This window comes from Pseudomonas sp. P867 (assembly GCF_019891455.1).
In the GTDB taxonomy this organism is placed as follows: Bacteria; Pseudomonadota; Gammaproteobacteria; order Pseudomonadales; family Pseudomonadaceae; genus Aquipseudomonas; species Aquipseudomonas synxantha_A.
In genome coordinates this window covers 1-15,779 of sequence record NZ_JAFLXB010000022.1, presented here as the reverse complement: position 1 = coordinate 15,779, position 15,779 = coordinate 1, and the positions used below count along the sequence as shown (strand labels likewise).

18 protein-coding genes and 1 pseudogene are annotated in these 15,779 nt (G+C 60.4%); 15 read left to right on the top strand and 4 right to left on the bottom strand.

Annotated elements, in window-relative coordinates; translation table 11 throughout:
• From mltG to J1G33_RS26745, 12 genes are all read left to right on the top strand, one after another.
• Positions 1-1,122 (top strand): endolytic transglycosylase MltG, encoded by a 1,122-nt coding sequence (gene mltG / locus J1G33_RS26800; protein WP_032879863.1) that lies wholly within the window; start codon positions 1-3, stop codon positions 1,120-1,122.
• Between the two features lie 19 nt (positions 1,123-1,141).
• Positions 1,142-1,774, top strand: coding sequence for a dTMP kinase (tmk, locus tag J1G33_RS26795; RefSeq protein ID WP_032879864.1), 633 nt, complete (start codon positions 1,142-1,144; stop codon positions 1,772-1,774).
• The gene (locus tag J1G33_RS26790) at positions 1,767-2,756 is read left to right on the top strand and encodes a DNA polymerase III subunit delta' (protein ID WP_032879865.1); all 990 of its coding nucleotides are present in this window, start codon (positions 1,767-1,769) and stop codon (positions 2,754-2,756) included. The genes tmk and J1G33_RS26790 overlap by 8 nt, the downstream gene beginning before the upstream one ends.
• Positions 2,757-2,819: 63 nt before the next feature.
• A complete protein-coding gene (locus J1G33_RS26785; RefSeq protein WP_148854160.1) occupies positions 2,820-3,605 on the top strand; it encodes a TatD family hydrolase in 786 nt (261 codons plus the stop codon).
• 444 nt (positions 3,606-4,049) lie between these two features.
• The gene (locus tag J1G33_RS26780; RefSeq protein WP_032879867.1) at positions 4,050-4,715 is read left to right on the top strand and encodes a TetR/AcrR family transcriptional regulator; all 666 of its coding nucleotides are present in this window, start codon (positions 4,050-4,052) and stop codon (positions 4,713-4,715) included.
• 139 nt (positions 4,716-4,854) lie between these two features.
• Complete coding sequence (locus J1G33_RS26775; protein ID WP_005790516.1) at positions 4,855-5,823, top strand: radical SAM protein; 969 nt, start codon at positions 4,855-4,857, stop codon at positions 5,821-5,823.
• 99 nt (positions 5,824-5,922) lie between these two features.
• Positions 5,923-6,528, top strand: coding sequence for a DUF4823 domain-containing protein (locus J1G33_RS26770; protein WP_005790515.1), 606 nt, complete (start codon positions 5,923-5,925; stop codon positions 6,526-6,528).
• Between the two features lie 17 nt (positions 6,529-6,545).
• Positions 6,546-7,106, top strand: a complete 561-nt coding sequence (locus J1G33_RS26765; protein ID WP_103735501.1) for a DUF1285 domain-containing protein — start codon at positions 6,546-6,548, stop codon at positions 7,104-7,106.
• Between the two features lie 70 nt (positions 7,107-7,176).
• Positions 7,177-7,890, top strand: a complete 714-nt coding sequence (locus J1G33_RS26760; protein ID WP_005790512.1) for a GntR family transcriptional regulator — start codon at positions 7,177-7,179, stop codon at positions 7,888-7,890.
• A complete protein-coding gene (locus J1G33_RS26755) occupies positions 7,887-8,888 on the top strand; it encodes an ADP-ribosylglycohydrolase family protein (protein ID WP_005790510.1) in 1,002 nt (333 codons plus the stop codon). Before J1G33_RS26760 ends, J1G33_RS26755 begins: the two co-directional genes overlap by 4 nt.
• Positions 8,889-9,076: 188 nt before the next feature.
• A complete protein-coding gene (locus J1G33_RS26750) occupies positions 9,077-10,543 on the top strand; it encodes a cytosine permease (protein ID WP_223019104.1) in 1,467 nt (488 codons plus the stop codon).
• Entirely contained in the window at positions 10,536-11,453 is a 918-nt protein-coding gene (locus J1G33_RS26745; protein ID WP_032879871.1) for a PfkB family carbohydrate kinase, read from the top strand. The genes J1G33_RS26750 and J1G33_RS26745 overlap by 8 nt, the downstream gene beginning before the upstream one ends.
• 116 nt (positions 11,454-11,569) lie before the next feature.
• Here J1G33_RS26745 and J1G33_RS26740 read toward each other — a convergent pair whose 3' ends face one another.
• The 4 genes from J1G33_RS26740 to J1G33_RS26725 form a co-directional block, all read right to left on the bottom strand.
• Positions 11,570-11,950, bottom strand: coding sequence for a hypothetical protein (locus tag J1G33_RS26740; protein WP_032879873.1), 381 nt, complete (start codon positions 11,948-11,950; stop codon positions 11,570-11,572).
• A 48-nt stretch (positions 11,951-11,998) separates the two neighbouring features.
• Positions 11,999-12,265: a hypothetical protein gene (locus J1G33_RS26735; protein ID WP_005790502.1), complete on the bottom strand. Its 267-nt coding sequence runs from the start codon at positions 12,263-12,265 to the stop codon at positions 11,999-12,001.
• 51 nt (positions 12,266-12,316) lie between these two features.
• Positions 12,317-12,655, bottom strand: coding sequence for a hypothetical protein (locus tag J1G33_RS26730; protein WP_005790501.1), 339 nt, complete (start codon positions 12,653-12,655; stop codon positions 12,317-12,319).
• A gap of 85 nt (positions 12,656-12,740) precedes the next feature.
• On the bottom strand, positions 12,741-13,937 hold the full coding sequence (locus tag J1G33_RS26725; RefSeq protein ID WP_223019103.1) for an MFS transporter: 1,197 nt from the start codon (positions 13,935-13,937) through the stop codon (positions 12,741-12,743).
• Between the two features lie 189 nt (positions 13,938-14,126).
• Between J1G33_RS26725 and J1G33_RS26720 the strand changes: the two genes are divergently transcribed.
• The 3 genes and pseudogenes from J1G33_RS26720 to J1G33_RS26710 form a co-directional block, all read left to right on the top strand.
• On the top strand, positions 14,127-14,606 hold the full coding sequence (locus J1G33_RS26720; RefSeq protein ID WP_005790497.1) for a GNAT family N-acetyltransferase: 480 nt from the start codon (positions 14,127-14,129) through the stop codon (positions 14,604-14,606).
• Positions 14,607-14,754: 148 nt separating this feature from the next.
• Positions 14,755-15,576 carry an SDR family oxidoreductase gene (locus J1G33_RS26715; protein WP_223019102.1) on the top strand — a complete coding sequence of 274 codons (822 nt, stop codon included), beginning with the start codon at positions 14,755-14,757 and terminating at the stop codon, positions 15,574-15,576.
• A 32-nt stretch (positions 15,577-15,608) separates the two neighbouring features.
• Positions 15,609-15,779: pseudogene (locus J1G33_RS26710) on the top strand (arabinose ABC transporter substrate-binding protein); the annotation flags it as partial.

Below are 15,779 nucleotides of genomic sequence, written 5' to 3'. Positions count from 1 at the left end.
TTGATACGAAAACTGGTGTTACTGCTGCAGATCAGCCTGGTCTCGGCAGCGTTGCTCGTGGGCTTTTCGGCCTGGAAACTCGACTCTGCCCTCAAGCAGCCCCTGAAGCTGCCCCAGGAGCAGTTGCTCGACGTGCCGGCTGGCGCTACCCCGACGGGTACTTTCAATCGTCTGGAAGCCGACGGTGTACTCGACGATGCATTCTGGTTACGCCTGTACTGGCGCTTCAACCTTGAAGGCCAGCCACTGCACAGCGGCGAATACCGCATGACACCCGGCCTCACTGCCGAAGGCTTGATCGGCCTGTGGCAGCGCGGCGAGGTGGTGCAATACAGCCTGACCCTGGTGGAGGGCTGGAATTTCCGCCAGGTGCGCACCGCCCTGGCCAAGCATGAAAAAATCGTTCAGACCCTTCCTGGCCTGACTGACAGCGAAGTGATGGACAAGCTCGGCCATGCGGGTGAGTTTCCGGAAGGGCGTTTCTTCCCTGACACCTACCGTTTTGTACGCGGCATGACCGATGTCGAATTCCTGAAAAAAGCCTACAACCGCCTGGACGATGTGCTCGCCCAGGAGTGGAGCAAGCGTGCCGACGATGCGCCGTACACCGACCCTTATCAGGCACTGATCATGGCGTCCCTGGTGGAAAAGGAGACCGGCGTGCCGCAAGAGCGTGGGCAGATTGCCGGTGTGTTCGTGCGCCGCATGAAGATCGGCATGATGCTGCAGACTGATCCCACCGTGATTTACGGCCTGGGTGAGCGCTACAACGGCAAGTTGACCCGCGCCCACCTCAAGGAAGCCAACCCCTACAACACCTATATGATCGCCGGCCTGCCGCCCACGCCTATTGCGATGGTCGGTCGCGAGGCGATCCATGCAGCGCTGAACCCGGTGCCGGGCAGCAGCCTGTATTTTGTCGCCCGTGGCGACGGTAGCCATATTTTCTCGGATAACCTGGATGCCCATAATGCCGCCGTGCGCGAGTTCCAGCTCAAGCGGCGTGGCGATTACCGCTCCAGCCCGGCGCCGGTGGTGAAACCGCTGGAAGATGCAACCGCACCTGCCGAGGCACCGATTGAGCCCGCGCCGGACAGTACCGCGCCGCAAAGCCCGCAATGACTCTGACTAAGGACTGCCTGTGACTGGCTTGTTTATTACCCTGGAAGGCCCGGAAGGTGCCGGTAAAAGCACGAACCGCGACTACCTGGCCGAGCGCCTGCGTGCGCAGGGCGTCGAAGTGGTGCTGACCCGCGAGCCGGGCGGTACGCCGCTGGCCGAGCGTATACGCGAAGTGCTGTTGGCCCCGGGTGATGAGCCAATGAACCCGGACACCGAGCTGCTGCTGGTATTTGCCGCCCGAGCCCAACACCTGGCCGAAGTGATTCGCCCCGCGCTGGCACGCGGCGCCGTGGTGATTTGTGATCGGTTCACGGATTCCACCTACGCCTACCAGGGCGGTGGCCGAGGCTTGTCAGTAGAGCGTATCGCCACCCTTGAAACCTTCGTACAGGGCGATGTGCGTCCGGATTTGACCCTGCTGTTCGATCTGCCCGTGGAAGTGGGCATGGCCCGCGCCAGCGCTCGCGGTCGCCTGGATCGTTTCGAACTGGAAGGCCCGGTATTTTTCGACGCGGTGCGCAGCGCTTTCCTGCAGCGCGCCAAGGCTGAGCCGGCGCGTTATCACCTGCTCGATGCGGCGCAGCCGTTGAACCAGGTGCAACAGGCCATCGATGCGCTGTTGCCGACTCTGCTGGAGCGCACTCGTGGCTGAGTCCTACCCGTGGCAGGACAGCTTGTGGCAGCAACTGGCCGGTCGTGCCCAGCACGCCCATGCCTATTTGCTGCATGGCCCCGTGGGCATCGGTAAACGTCACCTCGCCGAGCGCTTGATGGCTAGCCTGTTGTGCCAGCGCCCGGTCAATCTGCAGGCGTGTGGCGAGTGCAAATCCTGCCTGCTGCTCAAGGCTGGCAGTCACCCGGACAACTATGTGCTGGAGCCCGAGGAAGCCGACAAGGCGATCAAGGTCGACCAGGTACGCGACCTCGTCAGCTTCGTAGTGCAGACCGCGCAGATGGGCGGGCGCAAAGTGGTGCTGATCGAGCCAGTCGAGGCGATGAACATCAACGCCGCCAACGCCTTGCTCAAAAGCCTTGAAGAACCGTCCGGCGACACCGTGCTCTTGCTGGTGAGCCATCAGTCCAGCCGTTTGTTGCCGACGATTCGCAGCCGCTGCGTACAGCAGGCGTGCCCGTTGCCGAGCGAGGCCATGAGCCTGCAATGGCTGGCGCAGGCGTTGCCGGAGTGCACCGAGCAGGAACGGGTCGAGTTGTTGACCCTGGCGGCCGGTTCACCCCTGGCAGCCGTGAAGCTGCAAGCCCAGGGCGTGCGTGAGCAACGAGCACTGGTTGTGGAGGGTGTGAAGAAGCTGCTCAAGCAGGAGCTGTCCGCCACGCAACTGGCCGAAAGCGCCTGGAAGGATATTCCCCTGCTGCTGTTGTTCGACTGGTTCTGCGACTGGTCCAGCCTGATCCTGCGCTACCAACTGACCCAGGATGAAAACGGCCTTGGCCTGGCGGATATGCGCAAGGTGGTGCAATACCTCGCGCAGAAAAGTGCCCAGGACAAAGTGCTGAACATCCAGGACTGGATTCTTGCTCAGCGCCAGAAGGTACTCGGCAAGGCCAACCTCAACCGCGTGCTGTTGCTTGAGGCGCTGCTGGTGCAGTGGGTTGGCCTGCTCGGGCGCCGTTAATTTCCGGGGCCGACAGGTGTATGGTTGGCCAGACCCTTTTCGTGAATTAAGCCCTGACTCCCTATGCTCGTAGATTCCCATTGCCATCTTGATCGCCTTGACCTTGCCCAGCACGGCGGCTCCCTCGACGCCGCCCTTGAAGCTGCACGCCAGCGTGGGGTAGGGCACTTTCTGTGCATCGGCGTCAGCGCTGAAAACGCCGGCGACGTCAAAGCCCTGGCTGATCGCTACGCCGATGTGGATTGCTCGGTGGGCATCCACCCGCTGGACCTCAAACCCGGCGAAGCCCCGGCTCTGGATTGGCTATTGGGCGAACTCAACCATCCACGGGTGGTGGCCATTGGCGAAACCGGCCTGGACTACCACTACGAGCCTGAAGCCGCCGAGTTGCAGCAGGCCTCTTTCCGCCTGCACTTGCAAGCCGCCCGGCAGACCGGCAAGCCGGTGATCGTCCACACCCGGGGTGCCCGCGCCGATACCCTGACCTTGCTGCGCGAAGCTGCGCTGCCGCAGGCCGGTGTGTTGCATTGTTTTACCGAAGATTGGGACATGGCCAAGGCTGCTCTGGACCTGGGGTTCTATATTTCCCTGTCGGGTATCGTCACCTTTCGCAACGCCGACGCGCTGCGCGACGTGGCTCGCCAAGTGCCAACCGACCGCCTGCTGGTGGAAACCGACTCGCCGTACCTGGCACCTATCCCCCATCGCGGCAAGCCAAACCTGCCTGAATATGTGCGTGACGTGGCCGATTACCTGGCGATGCTGCGCGGCGAGTCGTACGAGCGCTTCGCCGAGCAGACCACCGAAAACTTCAAACGCCTGTTTCCGTTGGCTCATGTAGCCGGATAGTACGGCTGAATCGCAGGCAAAAAAAACCCGGGTTCTGGGGGGTGAATCCGGGCTAAGACCATTAGGAGTAAAACAAGGGCACGCAGTCCGTCGGTACCCAGGTCGTCGCGTCACTTGGGGGAGATGTCGCGGCGACAGTTGAAGTATTGATCAGTATCCGATTCAGTCCAGTCAGATCTGATCGTTTTTTAAACAGATTTGGAATACGCCCGCTTAGCTTGAGTTCTCATTGAGCAGGTGGGCAGCTTCAGGCGGCGCGTCTATTTCTGACTGATATCGATAAAAACGTTGGCGTATTGAAAGTTAAGTGCATTGCGGGTTCACATAGACATTGCCCAACGACCGTTCAGTCGGGATAATCCCTCGCATCGGGTAAATCGTATCGCCACGTATCTGTGGCCCTGCGCAACCCTCCCTATTCCGACCTTTGCAGACTTCTTCCTCATGCACAAAGAACCCCGTAAGGTCCGTGAGTTTCGCCGCCGTGAGCAGGAAATTCTCGACACCGCACTCAAGTTATTCCTCGAACAGGGCGAAGACAGCGTCACGGTAGAGATGATTGCGGATGCCGTGGGTATCGGCAAGGGCACCATCTACAAGCACTTCAAATCCAAGGCCGAGATCTACTTGCGCCTGATGCTCGACTACGAGCGCGACTTGAACGAGCTGCTGCACTCGGCCGATGTCGACAAGGACAAGGAAGCGCTGTCTCGCGCTTACTTCGAATTCCGTATGCGTGACCCGCAGCGCTACCGCCTGTTCGACCGCCTGGAAGAGAAGGTGGTCAAGGGGCACCAGGTGCCGGAAATGGTCGAGGAGCTGCACAAGATCCGCGCCTCGAACTTCGAACGCCTGACCCTGCTGATCAAGGGGCGCATCAGTGAAGGCAAGCTTGAAGACGTGCCGCCGTATTTCCACTACTGCGCCGCCTGGGCCCTGGTGCATGGCGCCGTGGCGCTGTATCACTCGCCGTTCTGGAGCAATGTGCTGGAGGACCAGGAAGGTTTCTTCCAGTTCCTGATGGACATCGGCGTGCGCATGGGCAACAAGCGCAAGCACAGCACTGAACTGCCTGGCCCTGAAAAAGGTGATGAGACCCCGGCTACGTAAGTTATTCGCTGCAGTGATGGGGCAATGATTTACTGCCAGGGGTATTAACCCAGGAATATACTCAGGCAAGGACCTTGCTAAAAGCTGATTTATGAGTCAGTTTTTAGTGCGCCCGAATTATCTTCTGCCGGAGTGATCCATGATCGTTGATCGTCAAGGCAGGCGTTTTCGCAATTTGCGGATCAGCCTGACCTCAGCCTGCAATTACGCGTGTACCTACTGCGTGCCTGACGGCAAGCGGCTGGTGGCTGCCCAGGACGAACTCTCGGCCGCGGCCATGGCCCGGGGCGTGGCTTACCTGATTGAAGCGGCGGGCATCGAACGCCTGCGCATCACTGGCGGCGAACCGCTGGTGAGCCCCAAGCTGGAAGCGTTCATGGACGCGGTAGGGCAGATGGGCCTCAGCGACATCAGCCTCACGACCAACGGCCAATTGCTGGCGCGCAAACTGCCGTTGCTGGTGGATGCCGGCATTCGGCGTATCAATGTCTCCCTCGATACCCTGGATGCCGATGCCTTTCGCAGCATCGCTCGTGGCGGCGACCTGGCCACCGTGCTCGATGGTATGGACCAGGCCAGCGCGGCCGGCATCAAGATCAAGGTCAACATGGTGCCATTGCGTGGCCAGAACCTGGATCAGGTGATGCCTCTGCTCGATTACTGCCTGGAGCGTGGCTACGAGCTGCGCTTTATCGAATTGATGCGCATGGGGCACCTGGCGAAAGACTCCAACGCGTTCCTCCAGCAATTTGTCAGCTTGCAGCAATTGCTCAGCCTGATCGGTGAGCGCCACGAATACCTGCAAGCCAACGCGCCCGTTGACGCTACCGCCGTACGCTACGAAGTACCGGGCAAAGGCTTCTTCGGCGTGATCGCCAACGAAAGTGTACCGTTCTGTCGTACGTGTTCGCGGTTGCGGTTGTCCTCCACGGGCTGGCTGCATGGTTGCTTGTCCTCAAGCAATCGCCACTACGTCGGTGACTTGCTTGATCAACCGCGCCACCAGGCATTGCCGGCCTTGCAGGGCTTGTTGATGAAGGCGCTGGGCGACAAGCAGGAAGTGGCGTTTTCGGGCGGCGCGACGATCATGAAGATCATTGGCGGCTAAGGTCGCGCATGCCTCAATGTGTTGTCCTTCAAGCTGGCGCAGAACCTGCATCTCACGCCCATTCGCCGGTTTTCCGTCACCGGCTTCTGGAGGATTAGGATGCGTAGTCTGGTTTTACTGCTGGCGGCGTTGGCCCTGAGTGGTTGTATGACCGTCAGCGATATGGCCGAAGGCACTCGCTATCAGATGAGCGATGCCGGGCTGCTGGACCATAGCGACACCCGGCGTACGGCCTCGGTGCGCATACAGCCGGATTCCTTTGTATTTATCGCCCAGGGCGCCTTCGTGCCGCCGGGCAGCGCGTACCCGCGACCCAACGTGGTCGCCGAGGAAGCGTTCAACGGTTTCGTCGAATATTTCCCCATGGTCCGTCGTGCCCGCCAACCCGAAGGTCTCGAGCAGGCCATGGCCGAAGCCCGCGAGGCGGGGGCTCACTACCTGCTGTATTGCCGTTTTGCGGCAGCCGATGACCGTATCGGCAATGCCGATGAGTGGACCGACCAGCAAGCTCTGGACCGCCTGGGGCTGGACAGCGGTGTGATCCAGGTCATGTTGATCGAGACCAGCACCCAGTATTTGATTGATACTGCACGTATTCGCAGTCGTGGCGGTTTACTGACGTTCCACGACACATCGCCACAAGATCTAATTGCCCGCCCCCTGGCGCAATACGCCCGAGGCTTGCTGGGCATGAGCAATCAGTAGACCTGAGGAGAAGCCCCATGACCGATTCCGCCAAGGCCAATGACCTATTGGCCCAACTGCCCAAGGGCAAGGGGCCGGCACCGGTGCATCTGTGGAATCCGGATTTTTGCGGCAACATCGACATGCGCATTGCCCGCGACGGCACCTGGTTTTACCAGGGCACGCCTATCGGGCGAAAGCCGATGGTCAAACTGTTTTCCAATATCCTGCGCCGAGACGGCGATGATTATTTCCTGGTGACGCCGGTAGAGAAAGTCGGCATCAGCGTCGATGATGCGCCATTTGTGGCGGTAACCCTGGACGTGCAAGGGCTGGGCGAAAGCCAGGTATTGCGCTTTACCACCAACGTCGACGAGCAGGTCGAGGCCGGCCTCGAACACCCCTTGCGGGTGGTGACGGACCCTGTCACCCAGGAACCTGCACCCTACGTGCGAGTTCGTACCAACCTTGAAGCCCTCGTGCATCGCAACGTGTTCTACCAATTGGTGGAGCTGGCGGTGACTCGTCCGATAAACGGTCAGAACTGGCTTGGCGTATGGAGTGCAGGGGAGTTTTTCCCCATCGGCCTGGAACCCTGAGGCTGATTTTGCCTTCACCCTGAAATAATCTCCTTGCTGTAAATGCCTGCTTTCGGTTATCAATTTGTACATGATTAGACATGTTCGATTTGATAAGAAAAAACGCGTCGTCGACGAGCTCATCCGCCGTATCGAAGGTGGGGTCATGGCCGACGGTTTGCTATTGCCAGGTGAGCACCAGTTGGCCGAGGAGTTTGCGGTCAGCCGTGGCACGCTGCGCGAAGCGCTGGCCGAGCTAAAGCGCCGTAACTATATCGCCACCCAGAGTGGCGTCGGCTCCATCGTCACCTTTGATGGCATGGTCCTCGACCAACGCAGCGGTTGGGCCCAGGCCCTGGCAGACACGGGGGCTCAGGTGAGCACCGACGTGCTGCGTTTCGAAGCGGTGACGCGCCCGGACCTGTTCAGCCGTTTCGGCACCGATCAATTTATTGCCCTGGATCGCCGCCGGAACACGGCCGATGGCGTTGCGGTGTCTCTGGAGCGTTCGTTGATGCCAGCAGTGGGCGGCCTGGAAAGCCTGCCCCGCATTGGCCTGATCGATGATTCCCTGACCATCACCCTGGCGGCCTACGGTTATGTGGGCGCCGAAGGCGACCAGTGGATCGGCGCCGAGCCCCTGAGCGATGAAGATGCTCAATTGCTCGGGCGCGCTACCGGCACGGTATTTCTCAAAGCTTCGCGCACCACCTACGACCGTCGCGAACGCTTCATGGAGCATGTCGAAAGTTTGCTCGACCCGCTGCACTTTCGCCTGCATCTGCAGTTTGGAGCCGCCAAATGACCCGGGAAGACCGCGCACTCGGTGCCTTCTACGGCTTGGCCCTGGGCGACGCCCTGGGTATGCCCACACAATCCTTGAGCCGCGAACAGGTGAAAGCGCGCTTCGGAACCATCACCGCCCTGGAAGACGCCGACGCCGACCAGCCCATTGCACCGAACATGCCCGCCGGTTCCATTACCGATGACACCGAGCAGGCCATCCTGGTCGCTGAGTTGCTGGTGCAAGGCCAAGGCCGGATCGAACCTGCCGTGCTTGCCCAGCGCCTGATCGACTGGGAAGCGGGAATGCGCGCCAAGGGTTCCCAGGACCTGCTCGGGCCGTCGACCAAACGGGCGATCGATATGATCCTTGCTGGCCATACGCCGCAAGAGTCCGGACGCTACGGCACCACCAATGGTGCGGCCATGCGCATCACCCCGGTGGGCATCGCCGCCGATGTCAGCGAGACAGCCTCGTTTATCCAGGCGGTGATCCAGGCTTGCCAGGTCACCCATAACACCAGCCTGGGTATCTCCAGTGCCGCGGCCGTGGCGGCGGTGGTCTCCGCCGGTATCAATGGCGTGGACCTCGGCGAAGCTTTGAACATCGGCATTCAGATTGCCCAGCAGGCTGAAAGCCATGGCCACTGGGTGGCCGGTGGACGCATTTCCACCCGCATCAGCTGGGCCCGCACCCTGAGTGTCGGCAGCGATGACAAGGCCCTGTTTGCCGATTTGCTCTACGAATTGATCGGGACGTCTGTTGCCTCGCAGGAGTCGGTGGTGGTGTCGTTCGCCCTGGCGCAGCAAGTCGCGTCCGGCGATATGAATGCCTTCGAAGCACTGTGCCTGGCCGCCAGCCTGGGGGGCGACACCGACACGATCGCCGCGATCCTGGGGGCCATGCTCGGCGCGTGCCTGGGGATGCAGTGCTGGCCAGAGGCGCTGATCGAGCAGGTCAAGCAGGTCAATGGCCTGGACTTGCAGCCGCTGGTCCAAGCGTTATTGGCCTTGCGATAAACACGGAACTAAATGTGGGAGCTGGCTTGCCTGCGACAGCGGTTTTCCAGTGGCTGCTGGGCTGGTTGACACACCCCAATCGCAGGCAAGCCAGCTCCCACATTAAAAAGCGTTGAGTCAGGAAGACTGGATAAAGATTCGACTCGCTGCCACAACCACAACAATACAGGCACCAGGAGCACCCCTTCATGAGCAGCACCTCTAGTGGCCAAAGCGCCGGGCAGTTGGAAACACGCGGCATCGAGCCGGTCCCGGAAGGCGAGTGCAACGGCCATCCGCTGCAACTGTTCTGGGTATGGTTTGCCGCCAATATCAGCATCCTCGGCTTGCCGCTCGGTGCGACGTTGGTCGCGTTTCGGGGCCTGGCCATCTGGCAGGCGATCATCGTCGCAATCCTTGGCGCAGCGGGCTCCTTCGCGGTAGTGGGCATCATCTCCATCGCCGGCCGCCGTGGTCGCGCGCCCAGCCTGACGTTATCCCGCGCTATCTTTGGCGTACGCGGCAATATCGGCCCGACGGTGGTCTCGCTGATGTCGCGCCTGGGTTGGGAAACCGTCAACACCACCACGGCCGCCTTTGTGTTGCTGTCCTTGTGTTCGATCCTGTTCGGTTCGGCGGTAGAGGCGAAAAGCGCCCCCGTACTCACGTTGATCTTCATCGCCATCTTTGTACTGCTGACCCTGGCGGTGTCCGGCCTCGGCCACGCCACGCTGCTGGTGATCCAGAAGTGGGCCACCTATGTATTTGGCGGTTTGAATATCCTGGTGGGCGGCTTTCTGTGTGCCACTATCGAGTGGAGCGCGGTGTTCAATGCCACACCTGCGCCGTTGAGCGCGATGATCATCGGCGTCGGCACCATGGCCGCCGGCACCGGCATTGGGTGGGCCAACGCCGGTGCCGATATGTCGCGCTACCAGCACCGCAGCGTCAAGGCTGTGCGCCTGGTGGCCAGCGCCGCCTTTGGCGCGGGCATCCCGCTGGTGTTGCTGATTACCCTTGGTGGCCTGCTGTCGGTGGGTAACGACGACCTGGCGTCGGCCACCGACCCCATCATCGCGATCCGCGACATGCTGCCCACCTGGATGGCGGTGCCTTACCTGATCACCGCATTCGGCGGGCTGTTGCTGTCGAACAATCTGTCGGTATATTCGGCCGGCCTTACCACCCTGACCCTGGGTCTGAAGGTCAAGCGCGTGCACGCGGTGATTGTCGATATCGTGGCGATCTTCGCCGGTTCCATCTATTTCATGCTGATCGCCGACAGCTTCTATGGCCCGTTCATCACCTTCATTTCGTTGCTGGCGGTGCCGATTACGGCGTGGGTCGGGATCTTCGTGGTCGACCTGATACACCGGCATTACTACAGCCCCAAGGACTTGCTGGATGTCAGTCCGAGCAGCGCTTACTGGTATCGCGGCGGTGTGGAGTGGCGTGCCTTCGGCGCCTGGGCCGTGGCTATCGTGCTGGGGTTCTGCTTCACCACCATCGGCACCACCGCGCAAAATATCTGGTTCGCCGGGCCGCTGTCCGACTCCTGGTTGGGCCACAACGGCCTGGGCTGGGTCGTCACCTTCCTGGTCGCAGGCGGCCTTTATGCGGTACTGGGCGGCGCGGCTGATCGTCGCCCGGCTTTGGTAGAGGGTACCCATGCCTAGATTGCTGCATACCGGCCAGGTCATTGTCGACCTGGTCATGGCCCTCGACACCCTGCCGGCAACTGGCGGTGACGTACTGGCCAAATCTGCCAGTTTCGAAGCGGGCGGTGGCTTCAACGTCATGGCGGCGGCGCGGCGCAATGGGATGTCGGTGGTCTACCTTGGGCGCCACGGCAATGGCCGGTTTGGTGACTTGGCTCGCGCCGCGATGCAGGCTGAAAAGATTGAAATGGCATTGACTGCGAGCAACGAGAAGGACACTGGTTTGTGTGTGTCCCTGACCGAGGCCACCACTGAGCGTACGTTCATTTCCCATATCGGCGCCGAAGGCGAATTGAGTGCCGAAGATTTGGCCAGGATCGTCCCGCTCGCCGATGACTACGTGTACGTCAGTGGCTACAGCCTGCTCCTTGAGGGCAAGGCGCAGCCGTTGATCGACTGGCTGCTGGCGCTGCCGCGAGAGATCGTAGTGGTGTTCGATCCTGGACCGCTGGTCAAGGCGCCGGATTCAGTCTTGATGCGTGCGTTGTTGCCACGTATCGATATCTGGACCAGCAATGGCCCGGAAGCTCTGGCGTTTACCGGTGCCCCTGAGATCGCCGCGGCGTTGCCTGAGTTGAGTCGACATCTGCCTGCGCAAACCTTGCTGGTCGTACGTGATGGGCCCAATGGTTGCTGGGTAGGGCGCACAGCTGAAATTGAACATGTACCCGGTTTCAAGGTGCAAGCGGTCGACAGCAACGGTGCGGGGGATGCGCACGCAGGGGTGTTTATTGCCGGCTTGGCGCAGGGCTTGAAACCTGTGGAGGCGGCGCGTCGAGCGAATGCTGCGGCGGCGTTGGCGGTGACGCGTTGGGGGCCGGCCACATCACCTGCCACTGCCGAGGTCGATGCACTACTCAGGGAATAAACACACGTCAAAATGTGGGAGGGGGCTTGCTCCCGATAGCGGTGTATCAGCCAGCTTATCTATAGCTGGCCCACCGCAATCGGGGGCAAGCCCCCTCCCACATTTTGAATCTATGTTTAGCCTGCTTTTTTCAACGCCTGGATCAATTCATGTTTACGCATGGTCGAGCGGCCCGGAATGTTCTTGGCTCGCGCCTCCTTCATCAGGCCCTCCTTGGTTTGCGTACCCAACGAAGCCCCACTGCTGCGCGGGTGCCCCTCACGGCTAGCTGCCGCACGCTTGGCCGACTCCTGCCGGTCCTGGGATTTCTTCGCCGGCGCTTTATGCTGGCCCGAGCCGCCGGCCTTTTCACCGCCGCCGGACTGCTTGTTGACGGTGGCCCAGGCCCGGGCTTCGGCTTCTTCCTTGGACAATCCCTTGTGCTCATAACTGTCTTCGATATGAGCGGCCTTGCGTTTCTGTTCGGCGGTGTATTTGGCTTTGCTTCCACGAGGCATCGCTAAAACTCCTTCTGGCCCCGGTCGCAGGGCCAGACCAGAAATGACTTACCGAGGGCCTGCACCGTCGAGCTTGCGGGCCTCATCCACACCCGAGGCGGTGAGCTTGATCGGCAGGTTCAACGAGTATTCACCGGCGTCGTCGGTGGTCACATGCCCATCCTTGATCAGCCCGCGGTCTTGCAGAAACGCCAAGACACTGGCGACTTCTTTCTCACCGCGGTAGTTGTCCAGTACCTCCTTGCCCAAGCCCTGGGGATGAGCGTGCAGCAGGCGGGTGAGGACTTCTTTTTCAAGGTTTCTATCGACGTTCATGCGTACCTCTTCACTGGGAAATGATCGGGTGTCGGTGTTGCCAGGGATGTATCAAGGCGCTGGCTGTTTCGGTGCACCTGGCAGATTCGAGTCGTCGCCTTTATTGATCTTCGGCTCATTGACCGAGGGGCCCATTTTGCCGTTACCGACCGCAGCCGGGGCCTGGCGCTGGGTATCATGGCCCTGGGTGTGAGGGTCGGCGCCGTTGGTGTTGTCGATGATCGCGCCGCCGTTGGTATCCAGGCCAGTGCCCATGGATTTCTGCGATTCAGTCGTCGCGTCGGGCGTCGGGTCGGTGGGGCCGGTCGACGAAGTCGCCGCAAAGGCGCTCAAGGACGCAGCGGACAGCAGGCCGGTGAGGGCGAGGGCAGCAAATTTGGAATTTTTCATGAGGGTGTCTCCATATGATTAATGTCCTTACCCTTTATTGGTCAGCCACCCTTTGCTGTTCGTGCCTTGATGGCGACGAACGGTATCAGCTCACCTGTATCACTTTATGTATCGATACTCGCCGCACGATCAGGCGCGCCACGGTGATCGACCAGTTCAGTGCCGCGATGACCAGTACGCTCAACAGCATCGTCGACAGGCCGAATTCGACAATCATTTTGCCCGCGAGCCATGGAAACCCGAAGACGCCGATAAAGTACGCCAGGCTGAACAGCAATAACGCCTGGGACATGGTGCCGCAGGGTGCTTCATTGGCCACCAGCCCATTGATCACCGAGTACGTCAGACCATACCCGACCCCCAGCGTGGCGGCAGCCACCAGATAGCTGAAGTTACCGCGCACCCCGAACGCGAATAGCGCAACCGCGCCAAACATGACGCCGGACAATACGCACGCAGCCTGATAGGCATCACGCTTGACCACAAAGCCGGCGATCAACAGCCGGCTGGTAATCGCAGCAGTCAGGAAACCTGCGAAGAACAGTGAATAATCCAGCTGATGGGCCAGCGCATAGCTGGTCTGGAATGACGACAACCCACCAAACACGCAGCCACCCAGGCCGACCATCAAAATCGCGAACGCTGCCTTGGACGTCAGCACGCGGCGGCTTGCTGTCCAAGTGATCTTCGAAGCCGGCACGTTTGCATGCTGTTTGAACTGCGCGCCCATGCGCCAGAACATCACAACCCCGGCAAGGCTGGCCAACCCGGCAATGTAGAACGCTGTCGTCAGGGGCAAGCCCAGCGCGGTGGCGGCGCGCCCCAGCAACGGGCCGGAACCGATCCCGCTCAACATGCTGCCGGACAGCAGGGCAAAATACTTGGCGCGCTGCTGGGGTTGCACCAGTAGGGTCACGATGATCGGCCCCAGGGTATAGAACACGCCCCAGCCCAAGCCCAGGGACAACCCGAACAGCATCAGGCCCTGGCCAAACCCGGGGGACAGGGCAAACCCGAGGCAGGCCACCACCAGCATTACACCCGTGCCCGCAATCGCTCGCGCTGCGCCCAGCGCATCCGCCAGGTGCCCGGAAACGACCACCGCCACAAAGGTGCTGAGCATTGCCGTGGCAATGACACTGCCGGCGTCGTGCTCGTTGCCGCCGCGTGAATGAATCAGCAGTGACAGCAAAAAGGTCGAGCCATAGGACAGCGACAATAAGAAACTGGCGAGGCAGAACAGCGCGAATGTCTTCGCGCCAACTGCAGACGTGGTGGGCATGAGCAGGACCTGAATGTTGGAATTATGCCGCTTGTTTACCATGGGCGCTCATGGGGATTGTTCTGTGATTACTGGTGCTGGCATTACTCTGGGGCGGAGTAAAAACACTTCGGTCGGCATGAAATTGCGCTGCAATCGGTCATCAAACCGCCTTAGTATGTGGGCTTTGAAATTGCCCAAGGCGCGCCCATGACCATCGAGATTCGCCCCGCCGTACCCAGCGATGCTGCGCAGATCCTGAGTTTCATCACCGAGCTTGCCGAATATGAGAAAGCCCGGCACGAAGTGATCGCCAGCGTGGTGGATATCGAGCGCAGCCTGTTCAGCGAGGGCGCTACCGCCCATGGCCTGATCTGCCTGCGCGACGGTTTGCCGATTGGTTTTGCCGTGTTCTTTTTCAGCTACTCCACCTGGCTGGGCAGCAACTGCCTGTACCTGGAAGACTTGTATATCAACCCGGAGCAACGCGGCGGCGGAGCGGGCAAGAAGCTGTTGCGCCACCTGGCGAAGATCGCCTGCGATAACGGCTGTGGGCGTTTCGAGTGGAGCGTGCTGGACTGGAATGAACCAGCGATTGCCTTCTATAAATCCATCGGTGCCCAGCCTCAGGAGGAGTGGGTGCGCTATCGCATGGAAGGCGAGGCGCTGAGGGATTTTGCCCAAGGCTGACCGACATTCCAAACCGGCTACCAATGGCCGGTTTTTTTTGCTTTCGCTCATAATATGGGATGCAAATTTATATATTGAGATATTTCAAGGTCTGGGTTTATAGTCGCCTGCATCAGCACTCACTACCAAAAATAAAACAGGTGAAGCGATGCAGGCACAACCGTTGTCCCTACCTGCCGTGCCCGAGCCGACTTACGGCGAGCGGCTGAAGAACAAGGTGGTGATCATCACCGGCGCTGCGCAAGGTATTGGCGAGGCGATCGTGGCTTGCTTCCAGGCCCAGCAGGCGCGACTGGTTATTGCGGACATCCAGGCTGAAAAAGTCGAGAAAGTAGCCGCTTGTTGGCGCGAACGTGGCGCCGAGATTTGCGCACAACCTGTAGATATCACCTCCAAAGAGCAATGGCAGGCGCTGGTCAATCTCGCCATCGAGCGCTTTGGCCGGGTGGACGTACTGGTCAACTGCGCCGGGGTCAATGTGTTTCGCGACCCGCTGGAAATGACCGACGAGGATTGGCGCCGCTGTTTCGCCATCGACCTTGATGGCGCCTGGTACGGTTGCCGTGCGGTGCTGCCGCACATGATCGAGCAGGGCATCGGCAACATCATCAATATTGCCTCCACCCATTCCAGCCACATCATCCCCGGCTGCTTTCCTTATCCTGTCGCCAAGCATGGCCTGCTCGGCCTCACTCGCGCCCTGGGCATCGAATACGCGCCCAAGGGTATGCGCGTAAACGCTATCGCCCCGGGCTATATCGAAACCCAGCTTAACGTCGACTACTGGAACGGCTTCCCCGACCCCCACGCCGAACGCCAGCGCGCGTTTGACCTGCACCCGCCCAAGCGCATCGGCCAACCCATTGAGGTGGCGATGACCGCGCTGTTCCTGGCGACCGACGAGGCACCCTTTATCAACGCCACGTGCCTGATGATCGATGGCGGGCGTTCGGTGATGTACCACGACTAAATCGTTTTCCAATAACAAGAAAGAGGTGGTTCATGTTCAAGAAGACTCTTGGCGCTGTGGCGCTGGCGATGGTGTTCAGCGGCTTTGTATCGGCTGAAGAAGTGAAGATCGGCTTCCTGGTCAAGCAGGCCGAAGAGCCGTGGTTCCAGACTGAATGGGCTTTCGCCGAAAAAGCCGGCAAGGAGCATGGCTTCACCGTGATC

Coding starts and splice junctions, on each gene's coding strand:
- J1G33_RS26755 (WP_005790510.1), top strand. CDS start 7,887: ATGACCCGGGAAGACCGCGCACTCGGTGCCTTCTACGGCTTGGCCCTG.
- J1G33_RS26720 (WP_005790497.1), top strand. CDS start 14,127: ATGACCATCGAGATTCGCCCCGCCGTACCCAGCGATGCTGCGCAGATC.
- J1G33_RS26760 (WP_005790512.1), top strand. CDS start 7,177: ATGATTAGACATGTTCGATTTGATAAGAAAAAACGCGTCGTCGACGAG.
- J1G33_RS26745 (WP_032879871.1), top strand. CDS start 10,536: ATGCCTAGATTGCTGCATACCGGCCAGGTCATTGTCGACCTGGTCATG.
- J1G33_RS26775 (WP_005790516.1), top strand. CDS start 4,855: ATGATCGTTGATCGTCAAGGCAGGCGTTTTCGCAATTTGCGGATCAGC.
- J1G33_RS26730 (WP_005790501.1), bottom strand. CDS start 12,655: ATGAAAAATTCCAAATTTGCTGCCCTCGCCCTCACCGGCCTGCTGTCC.
- J1G33_RS26725 (WP_223019103.1), bottom strand. CDS start 13,937: ATGCCCACCACGTCTGCAGTTGGCGCGAAGACATTCGCGCTGTTCTGC.
- J1G33_RS26740 (WP_032879873.1), bottom strand. CDS start 11,950: ATGCCTCGTGGAAGCAAAGCCAAATACACCGCCGAACAGAAACGCAAG.
- J1G33_RS26780 (WP_032879867.1), top strand. CDS start 4,050: ATGCACAAAGAACCCCGTAAGGTCCGTGAGTTTCGCCGCCGTGAGCAG.
- J1G33_RS26715 (WP_223019102.1), top strand. CDS start 14,755: ATGCAGGCACAACCGTTGTCCCTACCTGCCGTGCCCGAGCCGACTTAC.
- J1G33_RS26770 (WP_005790515.1), top strand. CDS start 5,923: ATGCGTAGTCTGGTTTTACTGCTGGCGGCGTTGGCCCTGAGTGGTTGT.
- J1G33_RS26750 (WP_223019104.1), top strand. CDS start 9,077: ATGAGCAGCACCTCTAGTGGCCAAAGCGCCGGGCAGTTGGAAACACGC.
- J1G33_RS26765 (WP_103735501.1), top strand. CDS start 6,546: ATGACCGATTCCGCCAAGGCCAATGACCTATTGGCCCAACTGCCCAAG.
- J1G33_RS26735 (WP_005790502.1), bottom strand. CDS start 12,265: ATGAACGTCGATAGAAACCTTGAAAAAGAAGTCCTCACCCGCCTGCTG.
- J1G33_RS26785 (WP_148854160.1), top strand. CDS start 2,820: ATGCTCGTAGATTCCCATTGCCATCTTGATCGCCTTGACCTTGCCCAG.